Source organism: Methanobacterium alcaliphilum, from assembly GCF_023227715.1.
GTDB lineage: Archaea > Methanobacteriota > Methanobacteria > Methanobacteriales > Methanobacteriaceae > Methanobacterium_E > Methanobacterium_E alcaliphilum.
Map to the genome: position 1 here is coordinate 90,996 of NZ_JALKIF010000007.1, position 21,644 is coordinate 112,639.

General features: G+C 33.6%; 22 protein-coding genes. 3 read left to right on the forward strand and 19 right to left on the reverse strand.

The features are described from left to right. Positions 1 to 351: 351 nt before the first annotated feature. Positions 352 to 1,020: a peroxiredoxin gene (locus MXE27_RS06600; protein WP_248611620.1), complete on the forward strand. Its 669-nt coding sequence runs from the start codon at positions 352 to 354 to the stop codon at positions 1,018 to 1,020. A gap of 181 nt (positions 1,021 to 1,201) precedes the next feature. Here the strand turns inward: MXE27_RS06600 and MXE27_RS06605 are convergent, their stop codons facing one another. Beyond that, entirely contained in the window at positions 1,202 to 1,936 is a 735-nt protein-coding gene (locus MXE27_RS06605) for a CDGSH iron-sulfur domain-containing protein (protein WP_248611621.1), read from the reverse strand. Positions 1,937 to 2,085: 149 nt separating this feature from the next. Then, a complete protein-coding gene (locus tag MXE27_RS06610) occupies positions 2,086 to 3,468 on the reverse strand; it encodes an MFS transporter (protein ID WP_248611622.1) in 1,383 nt (460 codons plus the stop codon). Positions 3,469 to 3,600: 132 nt separating this feature from the next. Here MXE27_RS06610 and MXE27_RS06615 point away from each other — a divergent pair, with 132 nt between their 5' ends. Further along, positions 3,601 to 3,786: a hypothetical protein gene (locus MXE27_RS06615; RefSeq protein ID WP_248611623.1), complete on the forward strand. Its 186-nt coding sequence runs from the start codon at positions 3,601 to 3,603 to the stop codon at positions 3,784 to 3,786. Positions 3,787 to 3,912: 126 nt separating this feature from the next. On the opposite strand, the gene MXE27_RS06620 is transcribed toward MXE27_RS06615, so the two are convergent. The 9 genes from MXE27_RS06620 to MXE27_RS06660 form a co-directional block, all read right to left on the reverse strand. Further along, positions 3,913 to 5,415: a glutamate synthase-related protein gene (locus MXE27_RS06620; RefSeq protein ID WP_248611624.1), complete on the reverse strand. Its 1,503-nt coding sequence runs from the start codon at positions 5,413 to 5,415 to the stop codon at positions 3,913 to 3,915. Between the two features lie 10 nt (positions 5,416 to 5,425). Then, the gene (locus tag MXE27_RS06625; protein WP_248611625.1) at positions 5,426 to 6,508 is read right to left on the reverse strand and encodes a Coenzyme F420 hydrogenase/dehydrogenase, beta subunit C-terminal domain; all 1,083 of its coding nucleotides are present in this window, start codon (positions 6,506 to 6,508) and stop codon (positions 5,426 to 5,428) included. Continuing rightward, the gene (locus MXE27_RS06630) at positions 6,508 to 7,197 is read right to left on the reverse strand and encodes a GXGXG domain-containing protein (RefSeq protein ID WP_248611626.1); all 690 of its coding nucleotides are present in this window, start codon (positions 7,195 to 7,197) and stop codon (positions 6,508 to 6,510) included. The genes MXE27_RS06625 and MXE27_RS06630 overlap by 1 nt, the downstream gene beginning before the upstream one ends. Positions 7,198 to 7,268: 71 nt before the next feature. After that, on the reverse strand, positions 7,269 to 8,186 hold the full coding sequence (locus tag MXE27_RS06635; RefSeq protein ID WP_248611627.1) for a class II glutamine amidotransferase: 918 nt from the start codon (positions 8,184 to 8,186) through the stop codon (positions 7,269 to 7,271). After that, on the reverse strand, positions 8,186 to 8,752 hold the full coding sequence (gene pdxT, locus MXE27_RS06640) for a pyridoxal 5'-phosphate synthase glutaminase subunit PdxT (protein WP_248611628.1): 567 nt from the start codon (positions 8,750 to 8,752) through the stop codon (positions 8,186 to 8,188). Before pdxT ends, MXE27_RS06635 begins: the two co-directional genes overlap by 1 nt. A 359-nt stretch (positions 8,753 to 9,111) precedes the next feature. Next, positions 9,112 to 10,074: a malate dehydrogenase gene (locus MXE27_RS06645; protein ID WP_248611629.1), complete on the reverse strand. Its 963-nt coding sequence runs from the start codon at positions 10,072 to 10,074 to the stop codon at positions 9,112 to 9,114. 118 nt (positions 10,075 to 10,192) lie between these two features. After that, entirely contained in the window at positions 10,193 to 10,756 is a 564-nt protein-coding gene (locus MXE27_RS06650; protein WP_248611630.1) for a HEAT repeat domain-containing protein, read from the reverse strand. A gap of 165 nt (positions 10,757 to 10,921) precedes the next feature. Further along, complete coding sequence (locus tag MXE27_RS06655) at positions 10,922 to 11,848, reverse strand: tetratricopeptide repeat protein (RefSeq protein ID WP_248611631.1); 927 nt, start codon at positions 11,846 to 11,848, stop codon at positions 10,922 to 10,924. Positions 11,849 to 11,869: 21 nt separating this feature from the next. Continuing rightward, positions 11,870 to 12,286, reverse strand: coding sequence for a tetratricopeptide repeat protein (locus tag MXE27_RS06660; protein WP_248611632.1), 417 nt, complete (start codon positions 12,284 to 12,286; stop codon positions 11,870 to 11,872). A gap of 126 nt (positions 12,287 to 12,412) precedes the next feature. Between MXE27_RS06660 and aksF the strand changes: the two genes are divergently transcribed. Next, the gene (aksF, locus tag MXE27_RS06665; RefSeq protein WP_248611633.1) at positions 12,413 to 13,399 is read left to right on the forward strand and encodes a homoisocitrate dehydrogenase; all 987 of its coding nucleotides are present in this window, start codon (positions 12,413 to 12,415) and stop codon (positions 13,397 to 13,399) included. 17 nt (positions 13,400 to 13,416) lie between these two features. Here aksF and argB read toward each other — a convergent pair whose 3' ends face one another. The 8 genes from argB to tgtA all read right to left on the reverse strand — a co-directional run bounded on the left by argB (position 13,417) and on the right by tgtA (position 21,596). Beyond that, positions 13,417 to 14,298 carry an acetylglutamate kinase gene (gene argB, locus MXE27_RS06670; RefSeq protein ID WP_248611634.1) on the reverse strand — a complete coding sequence of 294 codons (882 nt, stop codon included), beginning with the start codon at positions 14,296 to 14,298 and terminating at the stop codon, positions 13,417 to 13,419. Between the two features lie 66 nt (positions 14,299 to 14,364). Then, positions 14,365 to 15,558: a bifunctional ornithine acetyltransferase/N-acetylglutamate synthase gene (gene argJ / locus MXE27_RS06675; protein WP_248611635.1), complete on the reverse strand. Its 1,194-nt coding sequence runs from the start codon at positions 15,556 to 15,558 to the stop codon at positions 14,365 to 14,367. Between the two features lie 145 nt (positions 15,559 to 15,703). Further along, positions 15,704 to 16,057 (reverse strand): hypothetical protein, encoded by a 354-nt coding sequence (locus tag MXE27_RS06680; RefSeq protein WP_248611636.1) that lies wholly within the window; start codon positions 16,055 to 16,057, stop codon positions 15,704 to 15,706. Between the two features lie 50 nt (positions 16,058 to 16,107). Further along, positions 16,108 to 17,313 carry a hypothetical protein gene (locus tag MXE27_RS06685; protein ID WP_248611637.1) on the reverse strand — a complete coding sequence of 402 codons (1,206 nt, stop codon included), beginning with the start codon at positions 17,311 to 17,313 and terminating at the stop codon, positions 16,108 to 16,110. Beyond that, a complete protein-coding gene (locus MXE27_RS06690; protein ID WP_248611638.1) occupies positions 17,313 to 18,338 on the reverse strand; it encodes an NYN domain-containing protein in 1,026 nt (341 codons plus the stop codon). The genes MXE27_RS06685 and MXE27_RS06690 overlap by 1 nt, the downstream gene beginning before the upstream one ends. A 191-nt stretch (positions 18,339 to 18,529) precedes the next feature. Continuing rightward, positions 18,530 to 19,279, reverse strand: a complete 750-nt coding sequence (locus MXE27_RS06695) for a metallophosphoesterase family protein (RefSeq protein ID WP_248611639.1) — start codon at positions 19,277 to 19,279, stop codon at positions 18,530 to 18,532. Beyond that, a complete protein-coding gene (locus MXE27_RS06700) occupies positions 19,279 to 19,632 on the reverse strand; it encodes a nascent polypeptide-associated complex protein (RefSeq protein WP_248611640.1) in 354 nt (117 codons plus the stop codon). Before MXE27_RS06700 ends, MXE27_RS06695 begins: the two co-directional genes overlap by 1 nt. Continuing rightward, positions 19,632 to 21,596 (reverse strand): tRNA guanosine(15) transglycosylase TgtA, encoded by a 1,965-nt coding sequence (gene tgtA, locus MXE27_RS06705; RefSeq protein WP_248611641.1) that lies wholly within the window; start codon positions 21,594 to 21,596, stop codon positions 19,632 to 19,634. Before tgtA ends, MXE27_RS06700 begins: the two co-directional genes overlap by 1 nt. Between the last annotated feature and the right edge of the window lie 48 nt (positions 21,597 to 21,644).

The following is a 21,644-nucleotide window of genomic DNA, read 5'->3' on the forward strand; positions in this document are numbered from 1 at the left end:
TTTACCGCTATTTTCGTGGTGAAATTCTACATTTTTTTTTTAAGTTGTATTTAAGTTAAGATGCATACCACCAAATTATATTCTTAGAAATGTATTTTGAATCATATATTTCATAACTCTATATTTTACGATTGTATTAACTCATTTTGAGCTTTTTTAAGTATTTTTATTCATATAGGGTCTTTTTGGTTAGGAGTCATAAAATATTTTATTAATAACGAAAGGGTTACTAAACCCAAACATAAAAAAAATAGAATGGTTCAAAAATTCATTATCTTTTTGCAATGATTTCTATTTTCAAAAAGAAACTAATACTATGTTGATCATATTAATATAATAAGATGTGATATTATGGAAAATGAAAAAAGCAAAGGAATGCCACTGTTAGGGGATGAATTTCCTGAAATGACTGTAGAAACAACTCATGGGACCATAGAACTACCAAAAGCCTTTTCAGGAAAATGGTTTGTTCTTTTCAGCCATCCGGCTGATTTCACCCCAGTTTGCACTACTGAATTTTATGCTTTTCAGAAAAGATACGACCAATTCCGAGATTTAAACTGTGAACTTATTGGTATGAGTGTGGATCAGGTTTTTGCTCATATCAAATGGGAAGAATGGATCCAAGAAAACCTCAACATTGAAATTGAATTTCCAGTAATTGCTGATACTGGAACTGTGGCAGGGAAGTTGGGACTTATACACCCGGGCAAAGGAACCAATACAGTAAGAGCAGTTTTTGTAGTGGATGATCATGGTAAAATACGAATTATACTTTACTACCCTCAGGAACTTGGTAGAAATATGGATGAAATCTTGAGGGTGGTTGAAGCCATGCAGATTGCTGATAATAAAAAGGTAGCTATGCCTGCTAATTGGCCTAACAATGAGCTCGTGGATGATCACGTTATTATTCCCCCAGCTAAAGATGTTAAAACATCAAAAGAAAGACTTAAACAGGCAGAATCAGGGGAATTTACTTGTTATGATTGGTGGCTATGCCACAAAAAACTAGATTAATACCTGAAATCTACATCCCCTATTTTTTCTTTTTTTTCAATGTTTATTATAACATAAATAGTGCTGTTGAATTGTTTTTTTAAACTAGAGATTTCTAATAGGGTAATTACATGATTTTAATTATATTGTACTTATTTTAAAATTAAACAATTTTTAGCTTCTTAATTGGAAATTAAAGTATTTATTTTTTCTTATCAAGACCCCATTTTTTTCTGAATTTAAGTTTTTGTTTGGCATCCATCCAATGGCTACCGTCACAATAGGGTTTATTTTCAGATTTCCCACATCGGCATAATGTAACTCTATTTCTAATTTCGTAAATTTCCCCATCAGATGATTCTATAGGTATGCCTCCTCTAACCCATATTGGGCCTTGACACTTTTTCTGTTTATCATGGATTAGTACAATGGATGGATCAAAATCATGTTCATAATATTTTCCGGTTTCTTTATTCCACAATACTAATCGTCCAGATGGACAAATCATGGCTTCTTGGATGGCCATTTCTTGGTCCGCGGGCTTTTTTGATTTGATAAGGCTTCTAATACCTCCTGATCTCAGACAGAACCGTGAATGATCACAAAATTCATGAGCATCAGTTAATCGAAGTTCTTCTCCTTCAAATACCTCGGCTTTTTCAATATATAGTTTTTGACTGGCTGTTTCTTTTCCATCAAAATTTATATCCGTATGAGTACCATCACAGAATGGCTTATTTTTGGATTCACCACATCTACAGAGACTATAATTTTCTTGTAATGGGAATTCTTTTTCATCAACTAAGTCTTTTGTGTGGCCTTCATTATCTGTAATAATCACTTGTTCATAAAGTGGAACATTCCCAGTAACAATGTAAGGGCCATTTTTCAATATTTTAATCTTCATGTGATCTGTTGATGATTCCTTTTCTTTCATAAAATTCCCCTATGTTGATTCTATCTGAATTTTTGATAAAATCAAGTCGTTGTATATTTAATTTTAATTTTTTAATATAAAAAATAGATTATTGGTAAAATTTATTCACCTATTCAAATTACGGGGATTACCTATTAAATTCAATTAAATCAACCATTAATTTTATTATTATGGTTTCTTTTAGCAAGTGCTGCAAAAATACCCACGAAACACATGATACTGAATAAAATGAAACAGATTTGTGTTGCTTGTAGCAATAAATGATAATATTCTGGACTAATTTGAACTCTTCCCAGAATATAAGCAAATATTAAAGTTACCATACCAATACTAAAAGATTGGCCAATAAGTCGCATTGAACTTACAGTTGCTGATGCGATCCCATAATATTTTCTTTCAACAGATCCCATAATAGCATTGGTGTTGGGCGATGAGAATAATCCAAATCCAAGACCTAACATCATTAATGATAGTATTATCATGGTTAAACTGGTATTTTCATGGATGAAAGCCAGTAAGAACAGTCCTAAAGTTGTTATGGACATTCCAATTCCAGCTAAAACTTGTGGATTTTTTTTATCAGAAAGCCTTCCTGCTAAAGGTGCTACTATGGCCATTACAAGGGGTTGTGCAATTAAAATAAATCCTGTTGTTTGCTGGTCTAAACCATTAATATACTGTAAATGGTAACTTAAAAGTAGAGAAACAGCGAATGTTGCGCTGTAATTTATTAATGCTGCCAGGCTGGAAAAAGCAAAAGTGAAGTTTTTAAATAATTTCATGTTAAATACTGGGCTTGAATTGGATAATTCCCATTTAACAAAACCGAATAATAATAAAACCCCAATTAAAAGCATAAAAAGCCCTTGTGGAGCCGGAAGTAGTGAAAATCCGTACATTAACAAGAAAAGTGCTATTGAATAAAGGATAGAACCTAATACGTCAAATTTTTCCCCTCGTGCATCAGCCCATTCATCTTTAAGTTTCCATAATACAATCATGGTTGTCAAAAGACCAATAGGTACTGCAAACCAAAATATACTTTGCCAACCCAAATTTTGGGTCAAGATCCCACCTAATACTGGTCCAAGAGATAAACCAATATAAACAACGGCGATGTTAATTCCAATGGCTTTTCCTCTATCTTGAGGGGGATAAACTCTTGTTAAAAGAGCTAAACCTGTGACAAAAATCATTGCAGATCCAATACCCTGCATTACTCGGAATATTATTAAATAAAAAGCATCGGGTGAAAGAGCAGCTAAAAATGAAGAAATTGTAAAAAGGATTATGCCATATGTGAAAATTTTTTTCATACCTAATATTTCTGATATTCTACCAAAAGGAACAGCAAATATGGCTGCTGCTAAAAGAAAAGATGCAGGAATCCAGTTTTGAATAATAGCATCTATTTGAAATTGACTGGCGATGGCTGGTAAAGCCACATTCACTGAAGAACCCATAAAAGGTGTTAAAAAGGATGAAAGGGCAGCTATAATCAATACGTAATGTTTTACTGATATTTTTCGCATTTTTATCTCCACAAATTTAGTATAACTAAATATGATATATATTTTCTTATCTAATCCTTATTTTTAATAAAAAATAAATATAAATTAATTCATATTTTATTTTAGAAGTTATTTGATCTTAAGTTGATTCTAATGAAGAAATGTGAAAAATGTGGAAACAATTTTTATAAAGAAGATTTTTCGAATTTAAAGTTTAAACAAGGGTTAAGTGGCCACTTTACAGATGAATTAGATCTTTTCAACGAATTAACTATTTGCCCTGAATGTCTTTACAAACAAAGGATAAAATCTTCTGCTAAACATTCTAATAAAGAATAAAGACATTTGTATATTAATTTATTAAAAACAGTTGAATAATATGCATCTATTTAAAATAATCTAATTAAAAAATAAAAATTTAATAGTTTTCACTATTAAATTAGTTGTACTCTATTTTTTTTAGAATCAGTCGATCGTGAATGGAGATTCCATTCCTGCAAGTTTCACACCAGTTAAAGCTGATGACTCAATAGTAAGTGCTCTAAGATCGTCTTTTTCTAGCTTGCTAACATCTGTGTTTCCGGCTTGTTGGGTTAGCATGCAAACTTCTTCAGTCATGGCCTCTATGTATCTGGCTACTTTTTTTCCGCCTTCAACATAATCTAATCTTCTTCTAAGCTGAGGGTTTTGAGTAGCAATACCCTTTCTACAGGTACCAGTGTAACATGTCTGACAAACTCTACATCCAATGGATACTAATGCAGAAGTTGCAATATATGCTGCATCTGCTCCAAGAGCAATAGCTTTAGCTACATCAGCACCATTTCTGATACCTCCACCTGCCACTAGACTTACTTTGTCTCTTAAGTTGACTTGTTTTAAAGCCTCATCTGCCTCTACGATGGCAGCAATGGTGGGTACTCCCGAATGTTCAGTTACTATATCTGGTCCGGCGCCGGTTCCTCCTTGCATACCATCAACTACGATGATATCGGCTCCAGCTTTAGCAGCAATTTTTACATCGTCGCTTACTCTTCCAGAAGTGAACTTAACAATAATCGGAACTTTCCAATCACTGATTTCCCTTAATTGAGATATTTTCATGCTTAAATCTTCTGGCCCCACAATGTCCATATGTCGTGCAGGACTTAAAGCATCAGTACCTTCTGGAATCATTCTTATTTTAGAAACTTCTGCAGTTACTTTTTCCCCTAGAAGATGTCCACCCATACCAGATTTTGCGCCCTGTCCTATCTTAATTTCAATAGCTTCAGAGTTGTTTAGATAATCGGCTGATACACCAAATCTTCCAGATGCATATTGTGCAATTAATTTTGAAGCATATTTACGTTCTTCTGGCAACATTCCACCTTCCCCGGTATTGGTGGCGGTTCCAGCTAAGGTTGCGCCCATTGCTAGAGCAATTTTTGCTTCTTTACTTAATGCACCAAAAGACATGGCCGCAATCATGATGGGAGTGTCTATTACTAATGGATTTTCAGCATATCTGTCCCCTAAAACAATTTTTGTATTGCAAGGTTCCCGGTATTTGTCAATAGGTGGTCTGGATACTTGAGCAGGTACAATTACCAGATCATCAAATGTAGGTATGGGTCTAGTTGCACCGCAGCCTCTTACTTTATATGATCCTTCATTGGATTTTCGCTGAATTTCAACCAAATCCGCGAATGACCAAACATTTCTTCTGTCTTCTGGAACAGCATTAACTTCTATTGCATTGTTTGGACACATTTCTTCACATATACGACATCCAACACAGTTTTCGTGTTTAATTGGATATGGTTCATCCCCAATTATTTCGTAAACATCGTGGGGACAGTTATTGTAACATGAATAACAATTTTTGCATTGACTTTCGTCCCGGTTGTCACATAAGTACCAACAGCATCCTGGACGGTCAAAATTTCTCTTACAGAGCTCTCGACTTCTTTCTATTTTGAAAGGCATGATGATCCCCTTATTCTTTTAATGATTTAAATATGGGACAAGCTGAATATTTAGTCCCTGAAGCTTTAACAATTGCTTCTAAATTATTTACAAGTTTTGCTTTTGGTTTCCATGGGTTCTGGCTACTTTTGTCAACTACTAATGCGTTATCTACAATATTTTCCGATAAAGCATAACTTAAAAGGGCAGTAACTATTCCCCCATCCTGTCCTTGGAACATAGGGGCTTTAGCAGAAACTATTTTAATGTACTCACCAAATGCTGATTTTTCTGTATCTCTATTAGATATGCTGTCTGGCACGTAAGTTCTGGGACATGCTATGTAACAGGCATTGCACCCTTCAGGACAGCTTCCTTTAATCTCTGGCTTTCGGTCTTTTATTTCCACAATATTCTCTGGGCAGGCTAAAAGACACGCTCCGCATAAGACACAAGCTCCTATATCGATAACGTCTCCTTTAAGATCTGAAAATTGGTTTTCTGCAACTTCATCGGTGTACTTCTCTTCGGGCATTATTCTCCATGAAAGCACTGGCCGTCCTATGTTTTCTCTTTTTTTAATCTCTTCTAAGTTTTCAGATTTTTTCTTCAAGGCGAGTCTTTCTATTAATTTAATTCCAGAATCGGACACTGGTTTAGTTTCAATATAATTTTCTTTCTCGGCTTTTTCTAGAATATCCAAACCTTTTTCATTTCGCACAATTATTGTGGACCATCCATCCGGGGATCCTACTGACCCAACAGAAATGTCTGCTTGTTCTGAAGTAAAGTCCATACAAATTTGACAACTTTTTCTCATACATGACTTTGCTTCACTTAAAGGGATGCTAAATATCTGGTCTTCTGTAAGGTAAAACCACATTTTACCTTTTTCTACTCTGCATTCAACTACATCTTTAAGGTCAAGGTCATATTTTTTCAATAACTCTTTCAGATAATTGTATGAAAAGTTTTCCATACAAAAAAGCCCTATTTTAAGATCAATTGGTAAATCCTCTAAATAATTATCCATTAGGGAGGCGGCCATAATTTGACAGGGTGTACCTGTCATGGCGGTTTTCTCTTTTCCCTTTTCAACAGTATTTCCTGTCATTATCCTTCCTCCGATTCTTGACCATAGAATGGCCTTTTACTTCTTGGAACTATTTTCTTGAATTGATCATATTGTGCATCATTTAAATCAAAACCATATTCCGGCAGTAATTCTTTCAACTCTTTTTTATCCTCAGAATCCAGTTCCCCTACTTTAGCGTTTTTACCCAGGCTTTTTATATCTCCCATGACGTATATAGCTCCTCGGATAATGGATTCACCGGCATCTTCAGCCAAGTCCCCTAATATGATGATTTTCCCACCCATCATAAAAAGACCAGTCATAAAACCAGAACTTCCACCAACAATTATAGTTCCGTTTTTCATTATTTCCCCGGTTCTAGACCCTACATCTTTCTTGACAATCACTGTACCGCCATATATTCCCTGCCCTACACCATCTCCAGCAGAACCTTCAATGATGACTTCACCAGCAGTCATATTATCTGCAGGGAACCATCCTGCATTACCATTAATTTTAACTTTAGCATTGTGAATCATGGTTCCTACAAAATATCCTGCGGAACCTTCTATCACAATTTCCACATCATCAGTTAGCCCGGCTAAAAGATAATGCATGGCATTAGGATTTTTTATGATAATTTTATCATATTCTTTTGCCATCGATTTTAGGGAACGGTTTATTTCCCGAGGAGTTTTTGATTGAGCGTCAATTTCTATTTCCCTCATAATATCACCTTTAAATCTTCAAATTGCTTTTATTCCAATTATGTGAAATATTAAAAGCACTTGTTATTATCTTAAATTTCGTAAACCCTCACTTCTCCAGGAGATATCTGTTCCACATTGTGAGTATCCATTACTTCTCTTAGAGAAACTTCTTCGGATGCAATGGCAAAAACATCATTATTTTCAGCCATTACGCCAGGTCTTAATCCTAGCTGGTCTTTCGCTATTCCCACACCGTTAGGAGTACCTACAATATATGAAAAAGGTCCATCCATGTCCTTTACGGATTGTTCGAGAGTTTCTTCTAAAGAATATCCCATGGATAATTTATCTGCTACATAGTGTACAATACATTCTGTATCGTTATTAGTTTCAAAAATATGTCCTTTTCGTTCTAAAGGATCTCTTATTTTCCAGTAGTTAGTTATTTGACCATTGTGAACCACTGTAATATCAGGAATGATATAACTTTGGAAAGGGTGTGCATGGTAACGATCTACAATACTTTCCGTAGAAAATCTAGTGTGGCCAATGGCATGGGTTCCTTTTTTGGACCATGTATCGTATCGATCTGCTATTTCTAGAACAGAACCAACATCTTTAATCATTTCAAATGAATGACTTCCGTTAAGTACGATAACATCTTCGACTTTATCAATATCCATTATGAGTGGTTTTAATTGATCAAAGGTATTAAGGCCTATTTTGCATCGGTAAATATTATAATTTTCAACTGAAGGGATAATTTCTTCAGATTTTATAGGGCTCACAAATTCAACTTTCTCTTTAACAGTTTCTATTAGTCCTGGTTTTTCTTTAACTTCAATGTTTAATAGATACTCATTTTCTTCTAATCCAAGACCTCCGTAAAGTGAAAATCCAGCTGAATCAGGCCCGCGATGTTGCAAAGCATCTAACATTTTTGTCATATCGCTTCCCACGGGGTGGAGTTTCTTATCTTTGTATACTACTCCTGCTATTCCACACACTATAATACCTCCTTTATAAAGTGCTCATGTAATCTGGTGTCTTGAGTAAGTTCAGGATGGAATGCTAGTGCAATGTTTTTATCCTGTTTAACACCAATAATAATATTATCTAACTTGGAGATGATCTGGGCATTTGCTCCAATTGATTCAACAGCAGGAGCTCTAATAAATACTCCAGGATATTTTTCTCCAAATATTTCAATTTCTTTTTCAAAGGAATCTTTTTGTCTACCAAAAGCGTTTCTTTTTACTGTCATATCCATTATGTTCAGTAAAGGTTGTTCAAAATCTGTTTGAGATGCAAGAAGAACCATGCCTGCACATGTACCGAAAATAGGTATCTTTTGGTTAATTATGATGTTTTTTATTCCAGTTTCAACAAGCAGTTTACCTATAACTGTACTTTCTCCGCCGGATATTATAATACCATCACATCTAGAAGCTTCTTCCGATGTTCTCACATTAAAAACTTTAGATTCTATTTTTAAATTTTTTAAAGCCTTTTTTGTGATATCAAAGTGCTCTGAAACGGCCCCTTGTAGATTTAAAATTCCTATTTTTATCATTTTTGCTCCTTTTTAAAGATTTTGTGATTATAATTTAATATAACACATTTTGTGCAATTTGATTTATATGGAATAATATTATATAAACCTACCGGAAAATTATTGCCGACGAAAAGTTTTTCTGAATTTTTGATTTCATTTAGTCCATGAAAATATACAATGTTCAGAAAAGTGATGCTATTACATTGTATAACTGAACAATTATATAATCCTTTTGTAACTAAATTTCTTTAGCAAAATGAACAAAAAAGCGTTATACTGTTATTTTTATATATCAATTGTGAGGATTAGTAATTAATCTTAGAACTAATTTTTAGAAAAAATTAAGAATTGATATAAGGAAATAAATTAAATGTTATCTATTCTAACTCTTTCATTATTTCATCCGTGGACTTTTTTATAAAGTCAGCAGCATCTTGAAGAGCTTCTCTTTCATCCCGATCCATCTGCACTGGAACTATTCCCTCAATACCATTTTCTCCTAATTTAACAGGCACACCTAAACAAACATCTTTAATTCCATCTATTTCTCCTTCCATCAAAGTAGAAACAGTCAAAATCTTCTTTTCATCATTCAAGATAGTGTTTACAATATTGGAAATCGCAAAGGCTGGGCCGTATTCAGTCGCCCCCTTTTTACTAATGATATTGCTGCCTGCGTTAATAACCTTTTCAATGGTATTTTTTAAATTAAATGATTTATAGTCTGTGAAATAATCTCGAGCAGAATAGTACTCTATTGGGATACCTCCAATAGAAGTTGAACTAATAAGAGGAACCATATATGGGCCGTGTTGACCTATTACTCGAGTGTGAACTTCACTCACATGCACTTTAAAGTGCTCAGCCATATAATTTCTAAGTCGCAATGAATCCAGGTGGTTACCTAATCCAAAAACCCTGCTCGATGGAAAACCAGAATTTTTCAGGGCCACATAGGTCATCACATCTACGGGATTAGTCACGACTAATATGATTGTATCAGGAGCTGCTTTAGCTATTTTTTTAGCATAATCTGCAATTATTTTCGCATTTTCTGATCCTAATTCCATTCTCTGCATATCGGGTGTTCTTGGAGCTCCTGCGGTTATAACCACAACTTGGGAACCCTGAACATCTGATACATCTGAAGATGTCTGTATAGTTATTGAAACGCCTTTTGCTGCCAAGGCATCATATATATCTAAAACTTCACCTTTATTATGATCCAGACTTTCCTCTCGAGAAATAAGCTGTAATGTGTTCACGGCATGTTCTTCTGCTAGGCAGAGTGCTGCTGCTTTACCTACTCTCCCGGTGGATCCAATAATACTCACTTTCAAATAAACACCATATCCCTGTTGTTTAGGTTGTTCTAATATTTAGAACATCATTTCTTCTATATTTTTCAATATAACTAAAATTTAATAGTTGATTATTTATTATAAAAATTATTATTAGTTAATCAACTTTTTTTTCTAGAAAATCAGCGGCAACTTTTTTAGCATATCCACTATCATTTTTAGTAAGTTCTTTCATGGCAGATTCTACTTTTTCTCCACCAATATTACCCAGTGCCCATGCAGCGCCACTTCTTACGAAACCACTTTTATCATTTAGAACTTTAATTAGGGGATCAACTGATTTAGGGTTTTTAATGTTTCCTAAAGCCCATGTCGCAGCACCTCTAACTTTCCAATCGTCATTGTCGAGTAAATTTATAAGAGGATCTACAGCGTCATCACCCATTTTAGATAGGGCTCCTGAAGCTTCTCGTCTAACCCATTTATTATCATCACTTAAAGTTTCAATTAATGGATCAACAGCTTTGGAATCATTTATATCTCCAAGTGATTTAGCTGCACCCATCCTGACAAATTTATTTGGGTCTGATAATGCGGTTATGAGTGGCTCAACGGCAGGGCTCCCAATTTCTTCTAGTAGTTCTATCACCTGAACACGCACATGTTCATCTTCTTCCTTTAATGATTCTATAAGCCGGGCAACATTTTCTTGTTTTTCCATTTTTTCACCATAACCTATTCATTATATGCATGATAAATCATTATTTGTTTTTTGTAGATAATAGATTTTTTGAAAAATAAAGAAGGATTCCATAATATTCTTGAAATTAAATTAAATTAAATCAAATGAAATGTTTTAAATATTCATTATAAAAAGAATATAAATCTATTGAGATAACATAGAAATAAGACTTTTAGCTACGGATTCTCCTTTTTTATCACCTAAAACTTGGAATAAGTTTATGGAATCTTTAAATACAGTGTACATATCTTTTTTTCTATCTAAAATGAAATAAACAGCACCAATTAAAAGAAGAGAAATTGCTTCTCCTTTTTCATTTTCTGCTTTATTGAATATAGAATATGCCTTCTTGAAATGATTCAATGCATCATTGGTATTTTCATTTCTTAAAATAATATCCCCCATCATTAAATTAATCGTGCCTTGACCATCATGATCTTCAATAATATCCGCGGTATTCAATGCTTCTTCAAGATATGCGGTGGTCTTAGTTTCTTTATAATATTCTGCATAGAGTTTAGCATTCTCCATTAACATGATAGACTCTTCCAGCTTTTCTGCAATTTTTTCTATGTTGGTAGTGAACTTTTCATGTGATGGTTTAAACTCTGAAGAATTTTCAGTTTTAATATGTTTATGCTTTTTATTTTCAGACGGGCTTGTTTTGGTTTTGATCCCCAGGGACTTTTCTATTCCATGTACGTCATTAATTTTCTCAGCCATATCTTCTTTCAGTGGAGAATTTATATCTGAATAAATATCTAATGCCATTTGATAATGTTTTAAAGCGCCTTGAGCGTCTCGATCGCTTAAATATGTGTCTCCAATTAAATCATGGGTAAATGCTTCTCCTTCAGAAAATTCTAATTTTTCATATGTTTTAAGAGCTTCTTGAAAGTGTTTTAAAGCCTTTTCTGATTTTTCATCTTCTAAATAGATGACTCCAATGTCAATGAGAACTTCGGCTTCCTGTTCTTGATATTCCGCAAGTTTTTTCTCATAGTTTTTCAGTGCACTATTTTTACCTCTAAAAGAGTCCATTAGCCCTAGAACTGAAATGATTTGTTGCATTATACCACTACCTTAATTGTTTCATTCTTCTTTATTTTTAAGGATTTCAATAACTTCTTCTGCTTTTTCAGTATCTTTAATTTTTGAAAATAACTCATTTTTCAAAGGAGATTTCATTGAAGCATAAAGTTTAAAAGAATCCTGGTAATGCATAATTGCTTTTGATGGATTTCTCATGGAAATATAAAGATCCCCCAAAAGATTATGAACAAAGGCTTCACCTTCTATTGAATGTAAATTTTTGTACATTTTAAGTGCTTCATAAAAATGTTTTAATGCTTTTTCAGGGTTTTCATCTTCTAAATAGATGACTCCAATATCAATATGTGTTTCTGCTTCCTGTTCTTTAAAATGCAAAAGCTTGTTCTTATAGTGTTTCATTGAACCTTTTTTACCTCGGATTGAGTCCATAAAACCTATTATATTTATTGGCCACAAATTATATCCCCCATTATCGCTATTTTTACTATTTATAAAATTTTTAAAATTTATTAAAGATAATTATAACTCTCAATAAATATATAATTTTCAAGAGATGATTAATATTAAGCTAATGGTGTTTCAATGATAAAAATCACAGTAATTAAAGGAGATGGAGTCGGTAAAGAAGTCATGGATGCGACTCTTTTAGTTTTAAATCATTTAAATCTAGATGTAGAGTATATATTTGCTTCAGCTGGAAATGAGTGCTTCCAAAAATATGGGACCACTATCCCCGAAGAAACAATTGACATTGCTAAAAATACTGACGCAACACTTTTTGGAGCAGTTACTACAGTGCCTGGGCAAAAAAGTGCTATTATTACTCTTAGAAAAGAACTGGATCTTTTTGCTAATGTGAGGCCGGTTAAATCACTTCCCGGAAGCAATTCTCTGTTTAATAACCTTGATTTTGTTATTATTCGTGAGAATACTGAAGGATTATATGCTGGTTTAGAAGAGTATACAAAAGAAGGGGCTCAGGCCACCCGTGTTATCACAAAAAAAGCTACAGAAAGGATTTTTAAGTTTGCATTTGAATATGCACAGGAAAATTCGCGAAAAAAGGTTACAGCTATTCATAAAGCCAATGTCCTTAAAAAAACAGATGGCCTTTTTAAAGATACTTTTTATCAAATAGCAGGTAGCTTTCCTAAGATAAATAATGAAGATTTTTATGTAGATGCCGCTGCAATGTACATGGTAACAAAACCTCAAATATTTGATGTGATTGTCACTTCAAATCTTTTCGGTGATATACTATCTGATGAAGGTGCTGGACTTGTGGGTGGTTTGGGAATGACTCCTTCTGCTAATATTGGCCATCAGAATGGATTATTTGAACCAGTTCATGGATCTGCACCAGATATAGCTGGTAAAGGAATTGCCAATCCTACAGCAATGTTATTATCTGCAGTAATGATGTTAGATAATTTGGGTGAAAAAGAATCTTCGTTAAAATTAGAAAATGCTGTTTTCAATGTTTTAAAAAAATCCAAATGTTTAACTCCTGATTTAGGGGGTAAATCCAAAACCATAGAGATGGCAAAAGAAGTAATAAAAAATTTATAATCTAAGAAAAATGGGGATTATTTAGTAATCATAGTCCCTATTCCTTTTTTAGTGAAAATTTCAAGTAATATAGAATGTTTTACACGACCATCAATGATGTGTGCTGATGAAACTCCGTCCTGAATTGCTTGAATACAGGTCAGTGTTTTGGGAAGCATACCATCTTTAATTATGCCGCTTTTTACAAGATCGCTGATTTCGTCAATTTTAATTTTTTTAATCAATGTGTCCGGATCTTTAGGGTCTTCTAATATTCCAGGAACATCAGTTAATATAATTAATTTCTCTGCATCAATTTTAGATGCGATTTCTCCAGCAACGGTGTCTGCATTTAAATTAAGTGTGTTGGAATTCTCAGCAATACCTATAGGTGATATTATTGGGATGTAATTATTTGTTGTGAGCATATCAATAATTTCTGGATTCACAGATTCTATTTCTCCAACTAATCCCAAATCCACATGTTTCTCCTCACCAGTGGTATGGTTTTTGATGATATGGGGAGCTTTTTTTCTAGCCATTAAAAGTTGGCTGTCTTTGCCTGAAAGACCGATTCCTTTTCCACCATGTAAACAAATTTTTGAAACAATAGTAGTATTTATTTTCCCGACCAATACCATTTTTACAATTTCCATTGTTTCTTCATCAGTGATACGGAGTCCTTCAATGAATTGAGGTTCTTTACCCATTTTGTTCATAGATCTGGAAATTTCTGGTCCCCCTCCATGGACTACAACAGGATCCATACCTACATATTTTAAAAGAACGGTGTCACGTGCAGTGGATTCCATGGCACTTTCATCAATCATGGCATGGCCCCCATATTTAATCATAATTTTCTTTTTATGGAATTTTTTGATGTAAGGAAGGGCTTCTACGAGAATATTAACGGTTTTCATTTTAATCCCCTTATTTTATTTATAGGGTGAATTTTTTTTATATTGTGCAGTACAATTACTTTTAATTTATGTGGTATATTCTGCATTAATTTTTACATAATCATAACTCAGATCACAGCCATAAGCTGTGGCAGAATATTTATCTAAAGAAAGGTCCACAATAATTTTTATTTCTTTTTGTTTCATTATGTTTTCTGCAATTTTAAGTTCTTCAGTATTTTCGAAAGCTTTCACTATTCCATTATATACGATGGTCACATTTTCATTAGGTGATTGAAGCGTCACGCTAATCTTATCTTCTTTCATTTCAGCACCAGAATATCCAACTGCAGCTACTATGCGCCCCCAATTAGGATCTCCACCAAATAAAGCTGTTTTAACTAAAGGTGATTTTACTACTGATTTAGCTGCATTTTGAGCATCTTCATTGGATCGGGCATTTTTAATTTCAACTTCCATGAACTTTGTAGCCCCTTCACCATCACGGGCCATCATTTTTGCTAGTTCTTGGCATAAAAAATCTAAGGCTTTTTGAAAATTCACATCAATTTTTCCAGATTTACCATTAGCCATGATTACAACCATGTCATTAGTACTTTCATCTCCATCCACTACAACCATATTAAAACTTTGATTCACTGCTTTTTGAAGGGATTCTTGTAATTCTTGGGGGCTGGCTTTAACATCACTTGTAATGAAACATAACATAGTTCCCATATTAGGTGCAATCATTCCAGAACCTTTAGCAATACCCCCAATTTTAACATTACTTCCATCAGTTAGTTTTGTTTCTACTGCAAACTCTTTAAAAAAAGTATCCGTCGTCATTATTGCTTTTGCAGCATTTTTTGAGGCTTGCGCTGAATTTTCAAGAGGATCAATGGCATGGTCAATAAGATTGTTTATGGTTTCCATAGGCATTTCTCGACCAATAACTCCTGTAGAACCTACCCCTACATCATCATAATCAATTTTTAAATGAGTTGCAACTTTTTTGGACATTTCTTTGGCATCGGCAACCCCCTGAGCCCCTGTAAAACAGTTGGCATTCCCACTATTTACTACAACTGCAGAGAGAGTTCCATTAATTAAAGCTTTTTTTGTAAGTTTAACTGGAGCGGCCACAACTTTGTTTGATGTGAAAACGCCTGCAGCATTACTGTTGGGGTTTAATATTATTCCAAGCCCATATTTTCCTTTTCTAACACCTGAAGCTTTGACTTGTTCAACAGCACATATCCCGCCTTCAATTATTTTCATGATAATCCCTTGATAAATAGTAATTATAAAATTTATAGTTTAAAAAAGGAGAATGTGAGATAAAGCCCTCACTAACTTAATCATAGATGAATATGAGAAATTTACTCATTATATATCCTAATAAATGCATCACTAATTCTAAAACTTAGTAACTGTCATTATTTTCATTGAAGTTGCTATTACCCGTACTGTTATCGCTGTTATCGTCATTTTCATTTTTTTCATAGTTTTGTTTATTTTTTTGATTGTTGTTATTGGATTCAACATATACTTCTTCAGAATCTTGATTATCTTGAGAAGTGGTTGTTTTAGCTGGTTCAGTGTAACTAATGTTTGATGTTGGAAGCTGTGGATTTTGTTGTGTATAATTAAGTGAAAATGGAGAAGAGGTATCATTTTGAGAAATACCTATTACTATACCTACACCGGAGCCACAACCAAATGCAATTAAGGATATTATCAATGCAACCATTATTTTTCCTTCAGTCTCTGGCCTCATACTATCTCCCGGTATCAATTTTTGTATTTACCCCTTTAAATAGGTTACCTTTAAGTAGTAACGGCATAGAGTACTGATAAGAAAATGGCCACAATTCCAAACTCCCAATAGCCAATACTCCAACCAACAAATGATGCGATAAAAACAAAAACAAATATCAACAAAGCTTTGAATTTTTTATTTAATGTGAAATCCATTATTGCTCTTGTAAATTCAGAGGGTACATAGTAGCCATAAATCCCATCTGCAATTTCAAAGATTATCAGAGAACTGGGATGCCAAATTTTAATTTCATCTGCTAATTGTGCTCTTTCACCGGCTTCACGCCTACTTTTTCCAATACCTGCTCTCAGTTTAGCCCCATTATTAAGAGCATGCCATGCTGAATCAATCCCTGCTTTCATGGCCAGGTCTTTGGTTGGTAGATTAGCAATTAAATCATCTCCACCCTCTCTATATCCTTCTATTTTTCCTTTACATTCCTTTTCAATAAATCCTTTAATATCATTCATTATTTCAACTAACTTGTCTCGACCATAGTCATCGATAAACTTAGTTGAATCAATCATATCAATGAAAAGGTAGTTATCATAATATGCCGGTTCTCCCTGCAGTTTAGAGAATTTTGAAGGAAATACTACTGCGAATTCCCCGCCCAATTTAGTGAAACCCACACCTGAAATTTCACCTATTTCTTTATTTAGATTAATGGACCTTTCAATAGATGCGGCACCAGTCATTCCCACAGCAGCTCTAACATTAACATCTTTGTTGCTACCTATTCTGATCAAATCAATAGCTACTCTAATTGCGTCATTTTTAGATAAAAGCTTAGCAACAATTTCACTTTTGCTTTGTTCGATTATAGTACCATTTTCTTTTTTTATTATATTAGCAAATTCTTGAATTATTTTTCCTTTGTTGAATATTTCTATGTATAAATAGCGATCGCTACCCATGATAATATTGCTTAAAAGAGCATATTCGTCAACCCTGTCTTCAGCAGCTTTTAATTCAATAAAACGCCTATTTTCAGGAATATTCTCAGGACCAACTTCATTGATGAGGTTTTCAAATATCTTACTTGTGCTGATATGTGCCTTTTCAATTTCTAATAACATGGTCTGAGTATAATTTATCATTTCCACGTATTCACGTTCCACGTGATTAGTGGGGTAATATTTTGTGCCAATGCTCAGAACCTTGTTTTTAATGAAAAAGCTTAACAGGCCACGTAATAAGTAATCAGAGACCATTAATCATTTCCTCCCTTTTCTAGCGTTACATCATATTGTCCGGCTTTTTCCATTAACATACTAGGTTTTACAGATACTATTGGAAATTTCCATGTTCCCAACCGGGCAGCTATGGTACTGGCAATGTTTCGGGAGTTCTTTTTTACAAAAGAGTAGTCATGATCATTAATTGTAATATTAACATTATATGGTGATTCTTCTACTACTTCATCGGAATATATGATATTAAGCTCAAAGCTGCCGGGTTTAGTAAAAAGATCATTTCTAACAGCTACCAATGGAGCATGATCTAATTTAAGTCGATCTCCTACAGTTACTGCAATATTTCCTGCGTTTTTTACAGCATCCTTATAATCTTTAGGATGAACTAAAACAAAAATAATAAAGTCGCTGGTTCGTTCTGCTTCTTCAACCATGTTCATTACTTTTTCAAAAAGAGGAATTTTCATAAAGAGGCCTTCTAATTTAGGTTCAATACCTTCTTCTTTACTTTTAGTGATTCTGTCTATGGCTTCTTTAGCAATAGCGATTCCACTAATTTTTTTACCTCTTTTGACACGATAAGAATCCATATTTTTCTTTTCAAATTCTGATAAAGTTTGAGAAGCGATTTTTTGCAAGATATTCTTTATTTTTTTAGGTTTTGACGAACTACCAATGAATATTTCTCCATCTTTCAGGGAGTAAGGTATTCTCCTACTATTAATATCCTGAAATTCATCAAAAAATTCTCTAAAAATATCATTTGATAATATTTTCGCATCATCTTCTTCTGCAAGTTTTAATATGTAATGATCTGCGTTAGTTCCAGAAGGCACTTGATGAAACTCTCCTTCCTGTAAAAATTTGTTGAAAGCCTCTTTTTCATCGATTTCATGGCGTAATGATGCATCAGCTATAATAACTGGTTCATAACCCAAATCTTTTAAGGCCTGTACTGAATTTAAAATATTCTTTAAGCGAGGTTTTTCATCCTTTCCTTTCCCGTGATGGGCAACATTAGATGCATCTATGATTACTTTCAATTAATCACCTATAGTCATACTAATTTATAGATAATTATATTATTGCGTTATTAAATATGGAATGGTTCATTAATCAATTCTTTTAAACTAATTCCATTCAGCATATAAAAATTATTAGCTATTTAATTATATTAATTGATTAGATTGATACTATAAAAAAGTTTACTGTATAAATAATTTTGAAATATTAATTAATTACGACAAGTGTTTTCATATTTTGCCAGCAAATATTTTTTACCTTGAACCTGCCTTAAATTAATTTCTATACAATCTTCTTTAATATTATATATATTGAATGAGTTAAGATCTTTTCCTCTTAACTTAAGTGATGATACAGTTCCTGCAGTTACAAATATGGTATTTTCAAGTTTCCAAACATGTGGGACATGTTTATGTCCTGAAATTACAAGATCTGTTTTATTATTAATTAATGAAAATAAAACATCGCCGGCATCTGCTAGAACATTCCTTTCGCGCCCAGTTTTAGGCACGGGGATGATATGATGATGAAGAGCAATAACTTTGTACTGTTTTTCATTATAAGCTTTTTGAAGCTCTTTTTCCATCCATATCTGTTGTGATCTACCAACTTTACCATAATCAAGGTCTGGTTCGCTACTGTCTAAACCTATAACCTTCAAAGTTTTAGTGTCATTTTCAATGGTGCCATGTCTATGTTTAAGAACTTCTTCAAAAGTTTCATTACCAACATGCCGTGAATCGTGGTTACCTGGCACCACCATTAATGGACTTTCAATCTTTTCTAAATATTGTGATGCCTTTAAAAATTCAAGATAATATCCATTTTCTGTTAAATCACCAGTAACTATAGTTAAATCTGGATTTAAATCATTTATCTGACCTATGGCTTTTAAAAGAATTTCTGCGTGGAAATTCATGGCTCCCACATGAAGATCAGACAAATGAACCAGTAATGCCATTAACTCAACCTCATAATTGCTTCAGCTAAATCTCCTTCAGTTTCTTTAAGAGCATTTTCTGCTTCTTCAGAGGTTGCGCCGGTTTGTGTTGCAACTAGTTCAATATCATCTTTAGGGATGATTAATTCGGCTTCAATGGCTTTTTCTTTTGCTTTTCCAGTAATCTGATAGGTTTGTTGACCCATAAAATCCATTATATTGACTTTTGGGTTTTTAATAATAATTTCTTTATTTTTTAATTTGATTATGACTTCTGTAGCACCACGAACTTCTTTCATGTCCATGCCCATTTGTTTCATACTTCTCTGCATCTGTTTTAACTGTTTAGGATTCATACCCATACCTGGTATCATCATATACCTCCTTTTCTAGTTTTTATTGCTTGACCTGTTTTAAAATCATTTATTTCATAGCTGCTTAATAGTGACTTACCAAAGGCCAGTAGCTCATCTTTATCATTTACTATTAGCACTTCATCATTAGCCTTTATATTCTTATCACAATCTATAATGAATTTAGCAAATATACTTTTTCCTTCGCGGGCAAATGGTTCAGAGTCAGCATTGACTACAACTCTATTTATAGGGTATTCCATTTTTTCATGGAGTCTTATTGCTCCCTCTTTGCTTAAAACAAATAAACCATCTGATGCCCTCATGGTAGCAATTAAATTATCTTTAATGTAAATATGTCGTATTTTTCCGGTTTTTTTACTTTTTACAATTTGAACATCTCCTTCAAAAAGTCCTTCGCCGGCTCCAGGACCAAATTGATAATTTGCTACTGATTTTATCTTTTTAAGTTCATCTATTTTTATTTTAAAATTATCGGGTAATATATACTCTGAAAATAGCCCTAATTGGTATTTTTTATCTAAATCAGCGTGGACAATTACTTCTTCGTATTCATTATATGTGTTTTCAATGATACTTTTTACAAATTCTTTCGCATCTTTGTCAATTATTCCAGGGGCTTCATTTTGGGCTAAAGGATATACTTCATCCAACTCTAAAGGTATTAAACCAAAAGGAACATCCGCCACCATTATATCGGTATCATCCATACCTGATTTTTTAGAAGATCCTTCGCTGAAAAAATCTCCCATTTCAGATGATAAATATTTGTGATATGGCTTTCTTGTTGAGGATAATAACAATAATCTGCTTTTTTTAGGCATTTTCTGTATTTTTTGCATGTGTCTATACACTTCGACTCTATTTAAAGATTCTGGGCCACTATAAAAGAAAGCTGATTTTTTTGAAGCAGGATGATATTTTTCAATGATTTCCGCATAATTTCCAAGTTGCCGATAAGCTTCTAAAAGACGTGGATGAGATCTACAACGGGTTTCGACCAACTCCATTAAACTTCCTTCAGCAATGGCTTGTTTTATACTCCGTATTTCAGCAAAACTTACATATAAATTATGTTGAGCAATTAAAATTTTTCTTTCGCTTTTTTCCATTTTTCTTAGATCATCTGGTGTGTATTTTATACAAATAGGGCATGAACAGGGCATCTCAACAAGATTTTCCAGTTTATATGTCCCCCTTACTGATAAAAAGCGATCGTCTTCTGCATAAAGAATATAAGCTGCAGAATCAAATAGGTCACAGCCCATTGCAACTGCCAGTGCAAAAATCATAGGATGGCCTGCACCCATCAGATGACGAGGTCTAGATTCTGGCAAATGAGAAACAGAGGATATTACTACATCCACTAAATCTTTATATTGGTAATTTTCCATCAAGGGAACTACTGCTCCAATAGGATGAAGTTCAAAATCCATTTTTCCAAGTTCTTCCGCGCATCTAGCCCTTAAATCTGTAAAAGTCGATCCTTGAACAACTGAATTTAGCATAATATTTTTTTTATATTTTAAAGATTCCTTTGCCCTTTTCAATGTTATTTCTAAGTCTCGCTCAGCTCTTCCATGGCTAACATAAGGGGGAGTTGGTATATCCAGTGAAGTTCCAATATCTGATCCAATTAATTCTTGAAATTCAATTACTTCTTTATTTCCAATATCTATATCTCCATATTCTGAAAGCTGGAATGAACCAGAATCTGTCATCACAGGCCCATCAAAATTTATTAATTCATGAACACCTTTTTTAGAAGCTTTTTCTCGCAATTCTTCATTTTTATAAATTATATAAGCATTGGTGATAACAATTTCAGCACCTAAACTTTTAACATCAATTGATTGTTTGCCGGGATGAATAACAGGCATTAATGCGGGTGTTTTGATTACGCCGTGTTTAGTTTTTAGAATTCCGGTTCTTCCTAAATTATCTTTTAATTTGATTTCGAACATTTTCGTACCTCCTCGGGAAGATCCTCTAAGTATATAATTGATAAATTC